This is a genomic window from Candidatus Poriferisodalis sp., from assembly GCF_965237655.1.
Taxonomy (GTDB): Bacteria; Actinomycetota; Acidimicrobiia; order Acidimicrobiales; family Poriferisodalaceae; genus Poriferisodalis.
On sequence record NZ_CBDEGB010000002.1, the window covers coordinates 2,001,345 to 2,019,101 of the forward strand.

At 66.3% G+C, this 17,757-nt stretch carries 19 protein-coding genes; 5 read left to right on the top strand and 14 right to left on the bottom strand.

The features are described 5' to 3' along the window. Nucleotides 1-8: 8 nt before the first annotated feature. Nucleotides 9-1,049 carry a glutamine synthetase family protein gene (locus ACPXYO_RS17455; RefSeq protein WP_423923248.1) on the bottom strand — a complete coding sequence of 347 codons (1,041 nt, stop codon included), beginning with the start codon at nucleotides 1,047-1,049 and terminating at the stop codon, nucleotides 9-11. 350 nt (nucleotides 1,050-1,399) lie between these two features. Between ACPXYO_RS17455 and ACPXYO_RS17460 the strand changes: the two genes are divergently transcribed. From ACPXYO_RS17460 to ACPXYO_RS17470, 3 genes are read left to right on the top strand one after another with little or no spacing between them, the layout of a single operon-like run. Beyond that, nucleotides 1,400-2,683, top strand: a complete 1,284-nt coding sequence (locus tag ACPXYO_RS17460; protein WP_423923250.1) for a cytochrome P450 — start codon at nucleotides 1,400-1,402, stop codon at nucleotides 2,681-2,683. A gap of 4 nt (nucleotides 2,684-2,687) precedes the next feature. Next, complete coding sequence (locus ACPXYO_RS17465; RefSeq protein ID WP_423923252.1) at nucleotides 2,688-3,980, top strand: cytochrome P450; 1,293 nt, start codon at nucleotides 2,688-2,690, stop codon at nucleotides 3,978-3,980. Then, complete coding sequence (locus ACPXYO_RS17470) at nucleotides 3,977-4,675, top strand: type 1 glutamine amidotransferase (protein ID WP_423923254.1); 699 nt, start codon at nucleotides 3,977-3,979, stop codon at nucleotides 4,673-4,675. The genes ACPXYO_RS17465 and ACPXYO_RS17470 overlap by 4 nt, the downstream gene beginning before the upstream one ends. A 35-nt stretch (nucleotides 4,676-4,710) precedes the next feature. Here ACPXYO_RS17470 and ACPXYO_RS17475 read toward each other — a convergent pair whose 3' ends face one another. Beyond that, entirely contained in the window at nucleotides 4,711-5,595 is an 885-nt protein-coding gene (locus ACPXYO_RS17475; protein WP_423923256.1) for an alpha/beta hydrolase, read from the bottom strand. Nucleotides 5,596-5,723: 128 nt separating this feature from the next. On the opposite strand from ACPXYO_RS17475, the gene ACPXYO_RS17480 reads away from it, so the two are divergent. Next, nucleotides 5,724-6,518 carry an SDR family NAD(P)-dependent oxidoreductase gene (locus ACPXYO_RS17480; RefSeq protein ID WP_423923258.1) on the top strand — a complete coding sequence of 265 codons (795 nt, stop codon included), beginning with the start codon at nucleotides 5,724-5,726 and terminating at the stop codon, nucleotides 6,516-6,518. Nucleotides 6,519-6,536: 18 nt separating this feature from the next. Here the strand turns inward: ACPXYO_RS17480 and fabZ are convergent, their stop codons facing one another. The 10 genes from fabZ to ACPXYO_RS17530 form a co-directional block, all read right to left on the bottom strand. Then, on the bottom strand, nucleotides 6,537-6,989 hold the full coding sequence (gene fabZ / locus ACPXYO_RS17485; protein ID WP_423923260.1) for a 3-hydroxyacyl-ACP dehydratase FabZ: 453 nt from the start codon (nucleotides 6,987-6,989) through the stop codon (nucleotides 6,537-6,539). A gap of 87 nt (nucleotides 6,990-7,076) precedes the next feature. Then, nucleotides 7,077-7,472 carry a c-type cytochrome gene (locus ACPXYO_RS17490; RefSeq protein ID WP_423923262.1) on the bottom strand — a complete coding sequence of 132 codons (396 nt, stop codon included), beginning with the start codon at nucleotides 7,470-7,472 and terminating at the stop codon, nucleotides 7,077-7,079. Beyond that, on the bottom strand, nucleotides 7,469-7,882 hold the full coding sequence (locus tag ACPXYO_RS17495; protein WP_423923264.1) for a hypothetical protein: 414 nt from the start codon (nucleotides 7,880-7,882) through the stop codon (nucleotides 7,469-7,471). Before ACPXYO_RS17495 ends, ACPXYO_RS17490 begins: the two co-directional genes overlap by 4 nt. A 3-nt stretch (nucleotides 7,883-7,885) precedes the next feature. After that, nucleotides 7,886-8,692 carry a tryptophan synthase subunit alpha gene (gene trpA, locus ACPXYO_RS17500; protein WP_423923266.1) on the bottom strand — a complete coding sequence of 269 codons (807 nt, stop codon included), beginning with the start codon at nucleotides 8,690-8,692 and terminating at the stop codon, nucleotides 7,886-7,888. 10 nt (nucleotides 8,693-8,702) lie between these two features. Next, a complete protein-coding gene (gene trpB / locus ACPXYO_RS17505; protein ID WP_423923917.1) occupies nucleotides 8,703-9,869 on the bottom strand; it encodes a tryptophan synthase subunit beta in 1,167 nt (388 codons plus the stop codon). 90 nt (nucleotides 9,870-9,959) lie between these two features. After that, on the bottom strand, nucleotides 9,960-10,631 hold the full coding sequence (locus tag ACPXYO_RS17510) for a phosphoribosylanthranilate isomerase (RefSeq protein ID WP_423923268.1): 672 nt from the start codon (nucleotides 10,629-10,631) through the stop codon (nucleotides 9,960-9,962). 64 nt (nucleotides 10,632-10,695) lie between these two features. Next, complete coding sequence (locus tag ACPXYO_RS17515; protein ID WP_419552782.1) at nucleotides 10,696-11,010, bottom strand: putative quinol monooxygenase; 315 nt, start codon at nucleotides 11,008-11,010, stop codon at nucleotides 10,696-10,698. Nucleotides 11,011-11,099: 89 nt separating this feature from the next. Beyond that, nucleotides 11,100-11,981 (bottom strand): YgfZ/GcvT domain-containing protein, encoded by an 882-nt coding sequence (locus ACPXYO_RS17520; RefSeq protein ID WP_423923270.1) that lies wholly within the window; start codon nucleotides 11,979-11,981, stop codon nucleotides 11,100-11,102. Beyond that, complete coding sequence (locus tag ACPXYO_RS17525; protein ID WP_423923272.1) at nucleotides 11,978-14,167, bottom strand: anthranilate synthase component I; 2,190 nt, start codon at nucleotides 14,165-14,167, stop codon at nucleotides 11,978-11,980. The genes ACPXYO_RS17520 and ACPXYO_RS17525 overlap by 4 nt, the downstream gene beginning before the upstream one ends. Before the next feature lie 21 nt (nucleotides 14,168-14,188). Next, complete coding sequence (locus tag ACPXYO_RS17530; RefSeq protein WP_420627082.1) at nucleotides 14,189-14,485, bottom strand: GroES family chaperonin; 297 nt, start codon at nucleotides 14,483-14,485, stop codon at nucleotides 14,189-14,191. Nucleotides 14,486-14,657: 172 nt separating this feature from the next. On the opposite strand from ACPXYO_RS17530, the gene ACPXYO_RS17535 reads away from it, so the two are divergent. Continuing rightward, nucleotides 14,658-15,323 (top strand): alpha/beta hydrolase, encoded by a 666-nt coding sequence (locus ACPXYO_RS17535; protein ID WP_423923274.1) that lies wholly within the window; start codon nucleotides 14,658-14,660, stop codon nucleotides 15,321-15,323. Nucleotides 15,324-15,335: 12 nt separating this feature from the next. Here ACPXYO_RS17535 and ACPXYO_RS17540 read toward each other — a convergent pair whose 3' ends face one another. Continuing rightward, entirely contained in the window at nucleotides 15,336-16,892 is a 1,557-nt protein-coding gene (locus ACPXYO_RS17540) for an acyl-CoA synthetase (protein WP_423923276.1), read from the bottom strand. A 78-nt stretch (nucleotides 16,893-16,970) separates the two neighbouring features. After that, nucleotides 16,971-17,753, bottom strand: a complete 783-nt coding sequence (hisF, locus tag ACPXYO_RS17545) for an imidazole glycerol phosphate synthase subunit HisF (protein WP_423923278.1) — start codon at nucleotides 17,751-17,753, stop codon at nucleotides 16,971-16,973. Between the last annotated feature and the right edge of the window lie 4 nt (nucleotides 17,754-17,757).

A 17,757-nucleotide genomic window follows, 5' to 3' on the forward strand; every position in this document is an offset into this window, starting at 1 on the left:
GGCGCTGGTCAGGCGAACTCGAGGTAGCGCTCGCGTTCGGGGTCAGAGACCTCATCACCAGCGGGGTCGCAGCCAGCTTCGAGGAACTTCTCCAACTCTGCGTTGACCATGAGCAAGAAGTTCGTCGAGAACTCCTCTCCCAGCGCTGCCGCCAACGCGCTTCCCTTGTACGCCGCGATGCCGTCAGCGGCAGTGGCAGGCAGGGGAACCGCATCGCCAGGGTCGTCGTACTTGTCGCCGACGCTCATCGGCCCGGGATCAGCGCCCCGCTCGAGCCCGTCGGCTCCCGCCGCGAGCAATCCCGCGATCATCAGGTAGGGGTTGGCGTCGGCGCCTGGTGCCCGATACTCGACCCGGTTCGCATTCCCGGCACCCACGGTGCACCGACACATCACCGAACGGTTGTCGAGCCCCCAGTGCACATGGGTGGGCGCGAACGTGTAGGGGCGCACTCGCTTGTAGCCGTTGGGCACGGGGCTGCCGAGCAACGACAGCGCCCCGGCATTGTCGAGCTGGCCGCCCAGCCACGGCGCCATGATCTCGTTCGGTGAGTCGTGCGAGGGGGCGAACACGTTCTCGCCACCCGATGACAGGCTCGTGTGCACGTGCATCCCGCTGCCTGAGGGCTCGGTCCACGGCTTGGGCATGAACGTGGCCTTCAGCCCGGTCTCTTCGGCGATCTCCTTGACGATGCTCTTGTAGAGCGCTGTGTTGTCGGCCGTGGTCATGGCATCGGCGTGGGCCACGTTGATCTCGATCTGACCCGGTCCGTACTCGGAGTTCGACGATTCGACCGGTATCCCTGCGTCGATCATTGCGAGGCGCATGTCGAGCAGCACGGCTTCGATATCGCCCCGGTCGGTCAACGACGAGTACTGAATGTGACTCTGCACGTGCGACCAGTCCGCCTCGCAGAGGTAGAACTCCATCTCGGTGGCTACTACTGGGCTGTAGCCGAGCACTTCGCATCGCTCGATCTGGCGCTGCAGCACGGTGCGCGGCGCTATCGGGTGCAATTCGTGGGACGGATCGAGGCTGACTGAGAACACCAGCGCGTAGCCGGGGCGGTGCCCGAAAGATTCTCAGCGTGCCGAGATCGGGAACCAGGTGGGTGTCGAGGAAACCCTTGGCCATGTTGATGTAGGGGCTGTAGACGAGGTCGTTGTGCAGGTCGAATATGTAGATGGCATCCGCAAGGTGGCAGCCGTTCTCCACTGCGGACCGAAGAAAGTGGTCCACGGGAAAGCGCTTGCCGCGCAGGTGCCCGTAGGTGTCGACGATGGCGACCTCGACGGTGTGCACTGCGGCAGAGCGCAGCGCGCTCTCGATTTCGGCGAGGGTTGTCACAGGCTTGCCTCCTAGGTCCGCCTAAACGTCTGCACAGACTTACCATTCGCCCATGACATGCGGGGCCGACCCGGCCACACAGATCGACATCGCCGACGCTCGCCGGTATGCGGATGGCATCCCCTGGGAAGACTTCCGCACGCTGCGACAGCGTCCCGGGCTGCACTGGAACCCCTACGAACACCACGGATTCTGGGCCGCGACGCGCCACGCCGACGTGTGCGAGGTGTCCCGCCACCCTGAACGCTTCTCGTCGGCGATCGGCCACGTGAACCTGTGGGACCTCGAAGCCGACGCGCTCGAGGCGCGCCGTTCGATCCTCGAACACGACCCGCCAGCGCATACGCGCCTGCGCCGGGTGGTCAGCAAGGCGTTCACACCCCGCCAGATGCGCCGCTACGAAGAACGCACACGTGCCATCGCCGATGAACTGCTCGACACCGTGGTTCGCGAGGGCGGGGGCGACTGGGTCGATCTGGTGGCAGCGCCACTGCCGATCAGGGTGATCATCGCCATCTTGGGAGTGCCACCCGAAGACGCTGGCTACATGGTGGAGCTGTCGAATCACCTGGTGGAAGGCACCACAGAGGCCCAGTCGTTGCCGCCCGACGCGTACGGCAACACCACACCGCTGGGCCTGCTTCCGTTCGGCAGTCCCGCCGCGTGGGGGTTGTACGAGTACGGGGCGAAGCTCGGCGATCAGCGCTTGGACCATCCCACTGACGATGTCGTGAGCCACTTGGTGCACGCCGAGGTCGGCGGCGACCGTCTGACTGCGACCGAGTTCCGCAACTTCTTCCAGGTGCTGGTGTTCGGCGGCAATGAGACGACACGCACGGCGATCACCCACGGGACGATCGCGTTCGCTGAGCATCCTGACCAGTGGGATCGGCTGGTGGCTGATCCAGGCCTGGTGCCTAACGCCGTCGAGGAGGTCATCCGCTGGGCGTCGCCGATCCTGCACATGCGCCGAACCGCCGCTGTCGACACCGAGTTGGCGGGCACCCAGATCTCAGCGGGCGACAAGGTCGTCATGTGGTACCCGTCGGCCAACCGGGACGAGCAGGTGTTCGAGCACCCGGACGAGTTCGACATCAGCAGGGTCGACAATGAGCAGATCGCCTTCGGAGGCGGCGGGCCGCATTTCTGCCTGGGTGCCTACCTGGCGCGGATGGAGCTGACGGTGCTGCTCGAGGCCATGCTGGACCGTGGCATCCGACCCGCCAGCGCCGGCAACCTGGAGCGCATCCCGTCGAACTTCGTTCACGGCGTTGCATCGGTTGACGTCTCAGTCGCTGATTCGTCTGCACCTGCGACCGTCCCTGTGCGAGCCTGAGGCCATGAGCAGCTGGGCCGAGCCGTACCTCGACGACCTCGGGCCCGACGACGCCAACATCTCCGACCACGACGTCTGGACCCAAGGCGTCCCCCATGCGACGTTCGCGCGGATGCGGCGCAATGAGCCGGTGGCGTGGATTGACGAGATCGACGGACGGGGCTACTGGGCCGTCACCAAGTACGACGACGCGTTCCGCATCAGCCGGGACACCCAGACGTTCACCTCGTCGCAGGGCATCCGCCTCGAGGACATGGCGCCCGACGAGCTGGAAGCCCGCACGACGATGATGGAGATGGACCCTCCCTCCCACACCCGCTACCGCCGGTTGGTGAGCCGGGGATTCACGCCACGAGTCGTCAACACCTACGAGGCAGCCATCCGCGGGCTCGCGTGCGAAGTGCTGGACCGGGCGCTGCCGCAAGGCCGATTCGACTTCGTCACCGAAGTTGCGACGGAGCTGCCGATGCGGATGCTGGGACGCATGCTCGGCACCAGCGACGAGGACGGTCACCAGCTCGTGGAGTGGGGCGACGCCCTGCTCGGCAACACCGATCCGGACTTCACCGACTATCCCGTCGGGCTTGTCGACACCGACGAGTTCCGCTTCATGCCCTTCCGCAGTCCCGCCACAGTTGAGATCTTCGAGTACGCCGCCGAGCAGGCCACCAAGCGCCGCGGGTGCCCGGCATCCGACGTGATCAGCCAGCTGCTGGCCCCCACCACCGACGGCACACCGCTGACAGACCTGGAGTTCAAGAACTTCTTCACGCTGCTCATCGCGGCGGGCAACGACACGACCCGCTACACGATGACCCACGGCCTGTGGGTGCTCATGGCTCACCCCCATGTATTCGACGCGTGGCGCTCCGCGGTTCTGGCCGGCGACGAGGCGCTGACCACGACCGCGGTGGAGGAAGTGCTGCGGGCAAGCTCAGTCACGACGCACTTTCGACGTACCGCCACATGCGACACCGAGATCCGAGGCACCAAGGTGCGGGCCGGTGACAAGGTGGTCCTCTACTACGTCAGCGCGGATCACGACCAGGACCGTTTCGCACACCCGTACAGGTTCGACTTGGCCCGCCCGGACAATGAGCACATGGCATTCGGCCGCAACGGTCCTCACCTGTGCCTCGGTGCGTGGCTGGCGCGCATGGAGATCAAAGTGGTGTTCGAGGAGCTGCTGCGGCGGGTGGTCAGGATCGAACAGGACGGGCCGATCGAGTGGTTGCGGTCCAACTTCATCTCTGGCATCAAGCACCTGCCGGTCTCAGTCGTCGAGCGCGCCCCATGAAGGCGCTCATCGTTTCGCACGAGGCCGGCACCAAGCCCGGTTTCATCGGCGATCGCCTCACCGAGCGCGGCGTGGAATGCGACCTGCACGTCATGGTGCCCGACACCTCCGATCCCGAGCGCTTCGAGCCGCTTCCGGCCGACGGCTTCGACCTCTTGGTGATCATGGGCTCGTACTGGTCCGTGTACGAGGACGCGATCAGCGCCTGGATCGGCGACGAACTGGACCTCATTCGCCGCTCACACGAGAGCGGCACGCCGGTGCTGGGCATCTGCTTTGGGGGCCAGGCTCTTGCTGCCGCGCTCGGCGGAACGGTCGAGCGATCACCCGAGACTGAGATCGGCTGGTACGAGATCACGCCCGCCAACGGAGTGAGACTGCCGATCTCGGCGGGGCCGTGGATGGAATGGCATCACGACCGCTTCTCGCTGCCGCCGGGCGCCGATCTGCTCGCCAGCACCGAGACCTGCCCTCAGCTGTTCCGCGTGGATCGGAGTGTGGGCACCCAGTTCCATCCCGAGATCAGCGTGGAGCTGGCCACTGACTGGATGCGCGAGTCGAGCGACAGCTACCTCGACTCCTGCGGTGTGACCCGCGAAGGCATTCTCGCCGACGTCAGCCACAACGAGCCCGCGAACCGGCGCAACTGCTTCGACCTGGTCGATTGGTTCCTCGACGACGTCGCGAAGTCCTAGACCCGTCCTAGGCGAACCCGGGCGGGCCCAGCGGCCTAGTCGCCGAGGTATTCGCCGAGGTACTCGGCCACCCGTGCGATGCCCTCGTCGGCCTCAGGGAACAAGCCCACCATCGAATGCCAGACGTGGATCATCTCGGGCCAGACCTCGAGGGTCACATCGACGCCCGAAGTACGAGCCTTGTGGGCAAGCCGCTCGCTGTCCGACAGCAGGACCTCGTCGTCGCCGCAGTGAATCAGCAACGGCGGCAGTCCCGCGAGATCGCCTTCCAGCGGTGACGCATACGGATCTGCAACATCGCCGTCTGCGCCAAGGAAGACACCGGCGATCCGGCTCAGATCGTCAGCGCTCACCACCGGGTCGCGGTCCGAGCGGGTGACTGCGCTCTCCCCGGTGCCCGACATGTCAACCCACGGCGATATGGGCACCGCTGCTGCGGGCAGTGGCAAGCCCAGGTCCCGCAGCTTCATCAGCGTCGACATGGTCAGACCGCCGCCGGCGGAATCGCCCGCGATGGCGATCCGGTCTGCCGAATAGCCCCGCTCGAGCAGCCAACGATAGACCGCCACGGAGTCCTCGACGGGAGCGGGGTGCGGATGCTCGGGTGCGAGGCGGTAGTCGACCGAGAGTACCGGGCAACCCAGCTTCAGGGCCAGGTCCCCGGTCAGGTTCCGGTGCGAGCCGATCGATCCGGCGACGTAGCCGCCGCCGTGCACGTACTGCACAATTGCGTCGCTGCTGTGGGCGTCGGGCGTCTGCAGCTCGCAGGAAACGCCATTGGCATCCACCATCTCGCCGCTCACTGCTGCCGGCAACGGCCGTGCAGTGAGCTCTATGCCCTTGCGCATGGCTTCGATGTCGGCTGGCATCTGCTGCGACGCGATGATCTCGCGGATTCTGTAGAACTCTGCGCTCGCCATCGAGCCCTCCCCTGCTTCGGCCCGCATCGGGTTGATCACGATCAGCCGCCACAACGTAGTCAGGCACTGCGCCGTAGTGTCGATGCGCCGTGTCGATGCGGCCCGAGCCCGACGAGCGAGGAGGCCCCATGCTGCTGGAGAACAAGATCGCCATCGTGACCGGTGCTGCGTCTGGCATCGGCGCCGCCAGCGCCCGCCGCTTTGCGGCCGAAGGTGCGTCAGTGTTGGCCGTCGACATCCGTCGCGAGCGTGTCGATGGGGTCGTGGAGGACATCATCGAAGCCGGTGGCGAGGTGCACGGCTTCCGGGCCGATGTGTCCCAACCGGACGATGTCGAGGCCATGGTGGACGCGGCGATCAAGCGCTGGGGCGGGCTCGACGTGCTGTTCAACAACGCCGGCACGTTGCGGCCCGGCACCGCGGTGGAGCTTGAGCCCAACGACTGGGACCTCGTCATGAATGTCAACGTGCGATCGGTGTACCTGGGCGCCAAGTACGCGGTCCCGGTGATGGAAGCCCGCGGCCACGGCTCGATCATCAACACCGCGTCCGTCAGCGGGCTACACGGTGACGGCGGCTCCGTGGTCTACGCCGCCTCAAAAGCGGCCGTGATCAATCTCACCCGCGCACTGTCGACTGATCACGCCCCCGCCGGCGTGCGCGTCAACGCCATCTGCCCCGGCACCATCGAGACACCTCCGGTGCAGCGGATGATGAGTGACCCAGTCATCCTCGAACGCAACATCAACGCGCACGCGCTGCGGCGTCTCGGACATCCCGACGAAATCGCGAGCGTCGCAGCATGGCTGGCCAGCGAGGAATCCTCGTTTGTCACCGGTGAGGCCATCGTGGTGGACGGCGGCCTGCGAGCGCAATCGCCACTGGGCCGCCTTGCCGATCCCCGCCCCGCCCACCTGCGCTGAGAGGGGCGCCGGGACTGTTCAGGCGCCTGCGCCAGCTTCTGCGTCGGCGAAGAGGAACATCATCGAGGCTTCGCAGACCACCTGACCGTTCACGCTCGCCGTGCCTCTTGCACGGCCGCCCCTGGTTGACAAGCGATCGATCGTGGCTTCGAGCCGCAGCGTGTCGCCCGGAATCACCTGGCGGCGGAATCGGGCCTTGTCGATGCCACCGAAAAGCGCGAGCTTGCCTTCCAGAGACGAGTCCGAGGCGGCTGCGAGACCCGCCGTCTGTGCAATGGCTTCGACCATGAGCACCCCGGGCAGAGTCGGCCTACCGGGAAAGTGACCGTTGAAGAACGCCTCGTCGCCGCTGAGGTGCCAGAGCCCCACGCAACTCTTACCGGGTTCGAGTTCGACGATCTCATCGACGAGCAGGAACGGCGCTCGGTGCGGCAGCAACTCCTCGGGGTGCGGGAAGTCAGGCTCGCTCACCGTGGCGAAGCTACCGCCTGTCCGCGCCGAGGGGCCGAGCGGTCCGTGAGCGCAGCCAACAAGAGCCCCAAGCCGCGTACCCGCTGTTCACTCAGTGCTGAAGGTGCTGCGCTGGTAGGCCACGACGGCGGCAATCTCGGCATCGGTCAGGAGCCCACCGAAAGGAGGCATCGAGCCGCGGCCGTTCCACACCACCGACAGGTGGTCGCCAACGGTGAGCCGTTCGCTGACGCCGCCGAGTGCCGCACCCACCCCGCCGCTGCCGTCGCTGCCGTGGCACACCGAGCAGCTGTCACCGAAGACCTCGTTACCGAGCTCCACATCGGCGTTGGCGAACGCCAGCTCCAGTCGCTCCAAGTCGGCCTCGGTCGCATCGCCCCCACCACAGCTCGCGAGCCCGATCACGACCGCGACCGCAAGCGCTGGCACCCGCCACCTGCGGCGCTTCACTTCACCACGATTGGGCGTGAATCGCTTGCTCATCGGGTCACCCGTGTCGTGCCGACGCCGGTGTAGCGGCTCGGTGGCTCGTTCCAGCGGCGGGACATCCAGTCGGCATCCCGGTAGTGGGCGTGGAAGTGGCCCGGTATCTGACGCATCACCTGATCCACGATTCCGCCGTTGGGTCCAAAGCGTTGTTCGCCGGCTTCGGTCAAGCGAGCCAGCATTGCTTCCAACGCCGGCGCCGGCGGATCGGTTCCATGCCGCTTCCAGACCACCATCGGCGTGGCGCAAACCTCGCAGTCAGCCACCCAGCACAGCTCGTCCTCGAAGTACCAGTGGGTGAAGCGAGCTGCCTCGCACAGCTCGCAGTCGGGGTCGAGTCCTGCCGGATCTGATGCGGCCGCACCAGATGGGACCGGTCCGGCAGCGTTCGGTGCGGCTGAAGTCACCCGTCAGCCGCGATCGAGCGCCGTCCGGTATGCAGCCACCAGCTCACCCACCGCCTCGGGGCCGTCGGACATCAGGGTACGGACGACGGCGGAGCCGATGATCACGCCGTCTGATGCCTTGCACGCCTCGACGGCCTGAGCGGGAGAGCCGATGCCGACACCGGTCAGCACGGGGCGATCGGTCACGTCCCGGCAGCGGGCCGCTATCTCGGTGGCTGTCCGGGCCAGTGCCGCCCGTTCGCCGGTGACACCGAGCAAGCCGACTGCATAGACGAAACCGCGTGAGGCTTCGCACAGTTCAGCGAGCCGATGTTCGGGCGTGGTGGGAGCCGCGAGCAGGACTGCCTCAACGCCCGTCGCCTCAGCGGCCTCGAGCCACGGCCCCGCTTCCACGTATGGCAGGTCGGCCAGGATGGCGGCGGACACACCCGCTTCGACGAGCGCTGAAGCGAAGCGTTCGTGCCCCTGGTGGTGGCAGAGGTTGTAGTAGGTCATCACGGCGTGCGGCACACCGGTGTCAAGCCCACGCGCCTGCGCCAGCACACTCGCCGGTGTTGCTCCCCCATCGAGCGCGGCGGTGGATGCCTGCTGGATCACTGGCCCGTCCATCACCGGATCTGAGAAGGGAACACCGATTTCGATGGCATCGGCCCCGGCTGCGGCCGCTGCCTCGACAGCGCGTTGCCAGCCTGGATAACCACCGGTCACGTATGGGATGAGCAGCTTCGCGCCGCTGTCGCGCCGAGCCCGCAGGTGCTCTTCCAGCGCGCCGAATGCGCCCGGCTGTGAATTGCGGTGCTGATCGCTCACTGACCTGCACTCATTGTTCCGGCCCTTCCATCCCGAGCACGTCCATCATCTGGTCGACGTCCTTGTCACCGCGGCCCGAGAGGTTCATGAGCACTGTCTGGCCTTGGATTCTTGGCGCCTCGCGCACGATCCACGCGAGCGCATGTGCGCACTCCAGCGCCGGGATGATGCCTTCGGACCGGCTCATCAGCGTGAACGCCTCGACCACCTCGTCGTCGGTCACACTCGGGTACTCGGCACGGCCGATCGTCGCCAGGTACGCGTGCTCGGGCCCGACGCCGGGGTAGTCCAGCCCGGCCGAAATCGACTCGGCTTCGAGCACCTGACCCACTTCGTCCTGCATGAGGTAGCTCGTCATGCCGTGGACCACTCCAGGCACGCCCCGTCCAACGGCTGCCCCGCCAGCGGGCTCGACACCCACAAGGCGGGCATCACCGTCAGCGAAGCCCGAGAAGATGCCGGCGGCGTTGCTGCCGCCGCCCACGCATGCCACCACGACATCGGGACTGCCGCCCATCAGATCCTTGCATTGGGCTGCAGCCTCGTCGCCAATCACGTGGTGGAAGGTGCGCACCATCCATGGGTATGGATGCGGGCCCATCACTGAACCGAGGCAGTAGTGCGTGTTCTCCACCGTGGCCACCCAGTCCCGCAGCGCCTCGTTGACGGCGTCCTTGAGCGTGCGGCTGCCCGAGTGCACGGCCTCCACCTCTGACCCCAGCAGCTGCATGCGGAACACGTTCAAGGCCTGACGGTTGACATCCACCGCACCCATGTAGACCTTGCACTCCATCCCCAGCAGTGCGGCCGCTGTGGCCGTAGCAACGCCATGCTGGCCGGCCCCCGTTTCGGCGACGAGCCGGGTCTTGCCCATGCGCTGGGCCAGCAGTGCCTGTCCGATCACGTTGTTGATCTTGTGGGAACCGGTGTGGTTGAGATCCTCCCGCTTGGCCAACAAGCGCACGCCGAGCTGGCGGGACAGATTGCTGCACTCGGTAAGCGGTGAGGGGCGGCCCCCGTAGTCGCGCAGCGTGGCCTCGAACTCGGCGATGAAGGCCGGGTCCACCCAGGCCTCGCGAAACGCTGCTTCGAGTTCCTCGCACGCCGCGACCAGGGTCTCGGGAACGAATCGGCCTCCGAAGTCGCCGAAGCGGCCATCGGGTGTGGGCTCGCCCATGACCGACCTGATATTCGTCGTGGGCTCGCCTGTGACCGGCCTCGTGCCCGGCGTGGGCTCGCCCATTGCTGCTGCCATGTGGTCCCTCGCTCAGTCGTCACGCCAGTCGTACGGCGCCGAACCCGGCATCTGCACCTCGTCAGTGTCGTCGTACAACGCCCCTGCGTCATTGGCGTTCGCAATGAATTCGCGCATCTTGAGTACGTCCTTGCGGCCCGGCTCTGACTCGACGCCCGAGGCCGCATCGACTCCCCAGGGACGCACGATCTCGATGGCTTGGGCCACGTTGGAGGGGCGCAGCCCGCCAGCCAGCAGCAGCCTGATGCCGCGATCGCGGCCCTCCAGTTGACGCCAGTCGAAGACGCGTCCACTGCCAGGTTCGGAGCCGTCCAGCATGAGCACCGAGGCGCCGTAGTCGCGCACTCGCTCCACGTTGGGATCGCCTGCCACGAACGCCTTGATGAGTCCCGGCACGCGCTCGGCGATCCAGCGGCTGTCGGCGGCGGTCTCGTTGCCATGCAGCTGTGCCAAGCGCAGGCCTGCTCCGTCCATCACCTGTACGACGCGCTCCGGCAGCTCATTGCGGAAGACGCCGACCGTGACGATCCCTCCGGGCAACCGGCGCACGATGTCACGCGCGAGTCGCGGAGAGATCTGGCGAGGCGAGCCCGGCACGAAGTTGAAGCCGACCGCGTCTGCGCCCATGCCCACGGCTACCAGCGCGTCCTCCTCGTTGGTGACACCGCAGATCTTTACGAACACGTCAGGTGACCTCTCGCCGCTTGGGGGCCCTGGGTCATCGGGCGCTGGGGCATCGGGCCCAGCGTCAGAAGTCGACGCCTTTGGCGACGATCGGGTCCAGGAAGATGAGCTCGGGCCGGCCCGCCATGTAATCGCGCATTGCCCGTCCGAAGACCTTCATCTCCTCCGAACCGCCATGCGATTCAAGCGCGGATTGGTCGGTGTACAGCTCGTAGAACCACACGACATCGGCATCGTTCTGGTCCTTGTGCGCGGCATAGACCTCGGTGCCCGGTTCTCCGGCAGCGTTGCTCATGCCGATGTCGGCAATCACGGCGAGCAGATCATCGCGCTTTCCTGGTTGGGCGGTCAGCTTGGCCAGCAGTGCGGTCTTTGCCATGTCGAAACTCCCTGCGATCCAGTCGTGTCAGCGACAGCCTGCGAGCGTACCGGTGAGGGCCTCTGGGCGGGCCGATCAACAGGGCTCCGTCAGAACAGCTCAGCGAGCAGGACCGGCTCGCCAGCCTTCGTGTATGCCGTGTTGCCGGCATCCCGGCGCGCCAGCACGAACCCCACCACGGCGTCACCGAGCACTGCCGCATTCCGCACGGTGGCAACCGCAGTGCCAGTGCCGTCGTGCAAGTGATCGTCGGGCGCGAGCGGAACGGAAGCCCGGAGCCGGCACACGCTGCGGCGTCCACCTGCCCGCGAGTCGATCCGCTCGACCAATTCCTGGCCGCGGTAGCAGCCCTTGGTGAACGACGCCGCGCGATCCACGAGTCCGGTCTCGTTGGGAATGTCGCCAGACAGGATCTCTGTGCCCATCGCAGGCAAGCCGAATGCCATGCGCAATATGTCGTACTCGTCTGCGGAGATGACCTCCACAGCTGCGAAGTCGGGCCTCTCCGCACTCTGTGTCGGTGCCAGGACGTCGAACCCGGATGCAAGCGGCCAATTCGAACGCCGCACAACGAGCGACGGCGATGCCGTTGCGTCGTTCACGGCGTCTTGCAGTGCGTCGACGGCTGAAGCGGGACCTCGAAGCGAGTGCATCTGCCACTGCTGGAAGGTGATCTCAACTCGGGTGCGCAGCTTGAAGCGCTCCAGTGACGTGGCCATGGCCTCACCGAAGCCGGGCTCAGTGTCGGCGACGTAGGTGTCGGGTCCCGTACGGCAGATGTCGAAGAGTGCTTCAACGCGCCCCCGCGGTTCCAGCAGGAACGACAGGGTGCTCTCGCCCAGGTCCAGCGCCGTCACGTCGGCAGAGATCTGGCCGTGGAGATACACGGCCGCCTCAGGTCCGGACACCACAACGACGTCGCGCGGGATGGTCGCCACAACAAGCCGATCAAGCTGAGGCTGCAGGGTCATCCGTTCCTCCAGCCGGGCACCAGCCGATCCACTGCATTGCGAATCAGCGCGAGCCCGACACCGTCGTCGAGCGACATGATCGACTCGGGGTGGAACTGCACCGCCGCGACGGGCAGTTCACGATGCTCCACGGCCATCACGATGTCGTCGTCGAGGCTCACTGCGGTCACTTCCAGCACGTCAGGCACCTCAGCACGATGGGCGAACAGCGAGTGATAGCGGCCCGCCCGGAACTCCTTCGGCAAACCGTCGAGCAACTGCCCGCCGAGGGTGCGGATGGCAGAGGGCTTGCCGTGCATCGGCGTGGACAGCTGCCCGAGTTCGCCCCCGAAGTACTCCACGATCCCCTGCAGGCCCAAACAAACACCGAAGAGCGGCAGGCCGGCATCGATCGTGGCGCGCACCACAGGGCCGATGCCGAAGTCGTCGGGGCGGCCCGGACCCGGCGACAGCACCACGAGGTCGAACTCGTCGGCACTGATCTCCGCTGCCGGGAATCCAGCCCTGCGCGTCAGCACAGTGGCACCGGTCTGGCGCAGGTAGTTCGCGAGCGTGTGCACGAACGAGTCCATGTGGTCGACGAGCAGGACGCGCCGATGTCTCTGCTGGACTGCAACAGCCCCCGCGGCCGGTGCCGAGCGCGGCCGCCGGATCGCGTCGAGGAATGCGGATGCCTTCAGCTCGGTCTCGGACTCCTCATCGTCGGGAACTGAGTCCCACAACAACGTGGCGCCTACCCGCACCTCAGCGTGGCCGTCCGTCACCCGGATAGTGCGCAGCGTGAGCCCCGTATTCAGGCTGCCGTCGAATCCGACCTTGCCGACCGCGCCGCCGTACCAAGCCCGGGCGGTGCGCTCGTGTTGCTCGAGGAACATCATCGCCGCCGTCTTGGGTGCACCGGTCACCGTCACCGCCCACGTATGGGACAGGAAGGCGTCCAGCGCATCGAATTCGGGGCGCAAGCGGCCTTCCACATGGTCGACGGTGTGGATGAGGCGCGAGTACATCTCGATCTGGCGGCGACCGATCACCCTCACCGAGCCGGGCACGCAGATGCGGCTCTTGTCGTTGCGATCCACGTCGGTGCACATCGTCAGCTCGGACTCATCCTTCGCCGAGTTGAGCAACGCCAAGATCTGCGAGGCATCGTCGATGGGATCCTGACCGCGAGCGATGGTGCCCGAGATGGGGCAGGTCTCGACGCGGTCGCCCTCGACACGCACGTACATCTCCGGGGAGGCTCCCACCAGCCACTCGCCGGATGTGCCAGCATTGCCCAGGTTGATGAGAAATCCGTATGGCGATGGGTTTTGCTCCTTAAGACGGCGAAACAGCTCCGAGGGCGGTTCGACGCACGGCTCAGAGAACATCTGGCTGCTGACAACCTCGAACAGGTCGCCCCGGGCGAAGTATTCGCGTGCAGCCCGCACGCCGGCCGAATAGCCGCCCGGCTCGTGGTCCCGGCGCGCTTCGAGGTCGAGATCAGGCTCGTACGGGACGCGCTGGCCGCCGCCCGCGAGCCCGGCAGTGCTGCGACCAGCCGCGGCGAACTCGTAACGCAGTCGCTGCGCAATTCCGCCTTGGTGATCCACGATGAGCAGGTCGTCTGGCAGGTACAGCACCAGATCGCGCTGGTGGGATGGGCGCGGCAGCGTCAGGGCAATGGGCTCAAACTGGAAGGCGAGGTCGTAGCCGAATGCGCCGTAGAGGCCCAGGTGCGGGTCGTCGCAGCTGAACAGGTCGACCAAGGACCGCACGACCGTGAACGTGGACGGCTGGCGGCTGCGCTCCTCTTCCGCAAAACGCCGGTCCGGACGCTCAATCGTGCAGGCCACTTCGCCGCCACGGTTGCTCAGGTCGTGTCGCAAGTCGACGACCCCCGCAGCTGCTCCCAGCGCCGCCAGCGCCTTATGGATCGGCTCGAGCAGCACTGTGCCCCGTTCATTCAACGCCCGCACCGATACGTCCTGGGCCCGGCTGGTGATGACCAGCGGCGGATCGGTGAAACCCATGTCCCAGCGGGTATAGCGACCGGGATACTCGTAGCTCGACGAGAGCAGCACGCCCCGGGCCTCGTCCAGCCGGTCCACGAGATCTTCGACCTCAGCAATGCCGTCCACGGTGGTCGTAGCCAGCGAGATCGTGATGCCCCCGACGGTGCGAAATTGCGTGTCGGCGGTGGTCATAGGTCCAGGGTCACCGTTTGGTCACAAGTACAGGCCGGTGCTGCCTGGCTCGATCCGGGGCGCCGCGATGGCGTGAACATCCCGCTCACGCAGGATCAGGAAGTCGTCCCCGTGTACCTCGACCTCATGGCGGTCCTCGGGGCTGAACAGCACCCGGTCGCCCTCCTGGGCGCTGCGGACGTTCGGCCCCGCGCCGACGACCTCGGCCCACACGAGGCGCTTATTCTGCTGCGCCGTCGCCGGGATGAGAATCCCGCCGCTGGTGCGCCGCTCCGATCCATCGTTGGGGAGTCGCACCAACAGGCGGTCGTGCAGCATCTTGATCGGCCGCCGCTCGTCGTCGTCGTGGTCGACCGCAACGGGCGTCTTGGCCTTGCGAGCACCGGTCTTCGGACTCTTTGAGGGTCGGGCGGCCTTGGTCGCCGATCCGGTCCCGTGCTCATTGTTTGTCTCAGGAGCACTCACCGCCCGCACGGTACCGTTCACCAGCGTGAATGACGCAGCGAATTCAGCGGTCGCACCCCAGCCAATCGCCGTGGCGGCGTCCGATGGCACCGAGCTCGAAGCCGAGCTGGCTTGGCCATCCGCAGCCACCGCTGTGGTTGTGCTGTCGCACCCGCACCCGCTGTATGGCGGGGACATGTGGAACCCGCTCATCGACCATCTCTTCAGAGCTCTGCCCGCGGCCGGCGTCGCAGCGCTTCGCTACAACTTCCGCGGCGCCGGCAGTTCCGGCGGCAGTCACGACGATGGAAAGGCGGAGCAGCTCGACGCGGCAGCAGCGTTCGACGCGGCAGCGCGCCTGGCAACGGAGCAACCCGGCAGCGATCCCCCGCCGCCGGTCGTGTCAGCAGGCTGGTCCTTCGGCGGCGACGTTTCCCTCGCGGCCCATCACGACCATCTGGCGGCGTGGATCGGAATTGCGGCGCCTCTGAGGATTGTGGACCCGGCCACAATGTCGTCCCCGATCGACCCGCGTCCCAAGCTGCTCCTGGTGCCCCAGCACGATCAGTTCCGCTCTCCCGCCGAGGCCGCTGAGATCACCCAGCACTGGGTGAATTCCCAGCTTGAAGTGATCGCAGGCGGCGATCACTTCCTGATGGGTCATGCCCGGGCGGTCACCGAAGAGATCACTTCGTTCGTTGCCGGCCTGTAGCAACGCCGGGGCCTACACGATGCGGGAGGGCCGGTCGCCCCAGTACTCGTCTCGCAGGATGCGCTTGTAGAGCTTGCCAGTGGGAAGGCGGGGCAGCTCGTCCCGGAAGTCAACCGAACGCGGCATCTTGTAGCCCGAGATGTGCTCGCGGCAATACGCCAGCAGTTCGGACGCCAAAGCATCGCTCGCCTCGACACCTGCGATCGGCTGCACGACGGCCTTCACCTCTTCGCCGAAGTCGTCGTTGGGCACACCGAACACCGCCACGTCGGCAACCTTGGGGTGCAGTATCAGGCAGTCCTCGATCTCTTGGGGGTAGATGTTGACCCCGCCCGAGATGATCATGAAGGCCTTGCGGTCGGTCAGGTAGAGATAGCCGTCTTCATCGACGCGTCCGACATCGCCGAGCGTTGACCACAGCTGGTGTTCAGCGTGGCGGGAATCAGCGGTCTTGTCCGGATCGTTGTGGTATTCGAACGCCGGTATCTCCCGCTCGAAGTAGATGGTGCCTGACTCGCCCACTGGCAGCTCGTTGCCTTCGTCGTCGCAGATGTGAATGACCCCGATGAGCGGCTTGCCCACCGTGCCTGGGCGCTCGAGCCATTCTGGCGAGTTCACGTAGCAGAAGCCGTTCAGCTCAGTGCCGGCGTAGTACTCGTGCAGGATCGGCCCCCACCATTCGATCATCTGACGCTTGACCTCGATCGGGCAGGGCGCTGCGGCATGCACGGCGACCTGATGGCTCGACAGGTCGTGGCGGGTGCGGGCGTCGGGGGGCAGCTTCAGCATCCGGCTGAACATGGTCGGCACCCACTGGCTGTGCGTGACGCGGTACCGCTCGATGTACGAGAGCGCCTCGGCGGCATCGAATCGGTCCATGACCACAGCCGTGCCACCCATCGACTGGGTGCCGGTCGTGAACGACAACGGTGCCGAGTGGTACAGCGGCGCGGGCGACAGATAGACGCTTCGGTCGCCGATGCCGAAAATGCCTCCAACGAGCCCGACGCCGATCAGGTCAGGATCGGTGATCGACGTACCGTCGAGCGGTCGCATGATGCCCTTCGGCCGACCGGTGGTGCCCGAGCTGTAGAGCATTGCCGAACCGCGTGGCTGGGAGGCGAGCGGCTCCGCGGGGTGGGCCGCAATCGCATCGGTGAACGAGTCGAAGCCGTCGACGGCCTCGTCCAGCATGAGCCGAACGTCGCAGTCGCCGATGAGCGGGAGCATCTCGGTTGCAGCCTCAGCAACCGTCGGCGACGCCACCAGAACCCGAGCGCCGCAGTCGTTGACGATGAACGCCGCCTCTTCCGCAGTCAGGTACCGGTTGACCGTCGTGAAGTACAGACCGCTGCGCATAGCACCCCAGTAGGCGTCGAAGTAGCCGATGTTGTTGTCGGCGAAGATCGCCACATGGTCGCCAGGGCGCAGACCCGCTGTCCACATGAGCTGGGCAAACTGTGAGCTGCGGGCTTCGAGCTCGCCGAAGGTCCGTACCTGACCGTCGCGGGCCATGATCACGGCGGGACGGTCAGGATCGGTCTTCGAGAACGTGCCGGGATAGCTCATAGTGCCGAAGCTACTTCGGCGCCTTCAAGTACAGACTGAAGCTATCCGGCGTCCTCGCACTCCGGCCTGAAGCGAAGGTCAGTCAGACGGAGGGCGAACGGCAACGCCTGCATCCAGGAGGGCCCGTTTGGCGTCGGTGATGGTGTGCTCACCGAAGTGGAAGATCGACGCAGCCAGAACAGCATCGGCGCCGGCAATCACAGCGCCGTCCACCAAGTGCTGGAGCGTGCCGACGCCGCCGCTGGCCACGACAGGGATACCGACGGCGTCGACGACCGCCCGGGTGAGCTCCAGGTCGAAGCCCGCCTTGGTGCCGTCGGCGTCCATAGAGGTCAGCAGGATCTCGCCGGCCCCCAACTCGGCTACTCGACGTACCCATTCCAGCGCGTCGATGCCAGCGTCCTCGCGCCCGCCCTTGACATAGACATTCCACGTCGTGTTCCCGTTTACATCGGCAGGGTTCGACTTGGCGTCCACGGCCACCACGGCGCACTGGCTGCCGAACTCGTCGGCAATCTCGCGCACCAATTCGGGGCGGGCCACGGCGGCCGAGTTGACAGACACCTTGTCAGCGCCCACCCGCAGCAGGGCCCGGGCATCGTCGACGGTACGGATGCCGCCACCAATCGTGAAGGGAATGAACACCTCCTCGGCGGCGTGGCGGGCGAGCTCGATGATGGTGTCGCGGTCGTGAGCGGAAGCGGTGATGTCGAGAAAGACGATCTCGTCGGCGCCTTGTCGGTCGTAGGCGGCCGCCAGCTCGACTGGATCGCCTGCGTCTCGCAGGCCGACGAAGTTGACGCCTTTGACGACCCGCCCGTCGTCCACGTCCAGGCAGGGAATGACCCGCACGGTCTTCATGAGA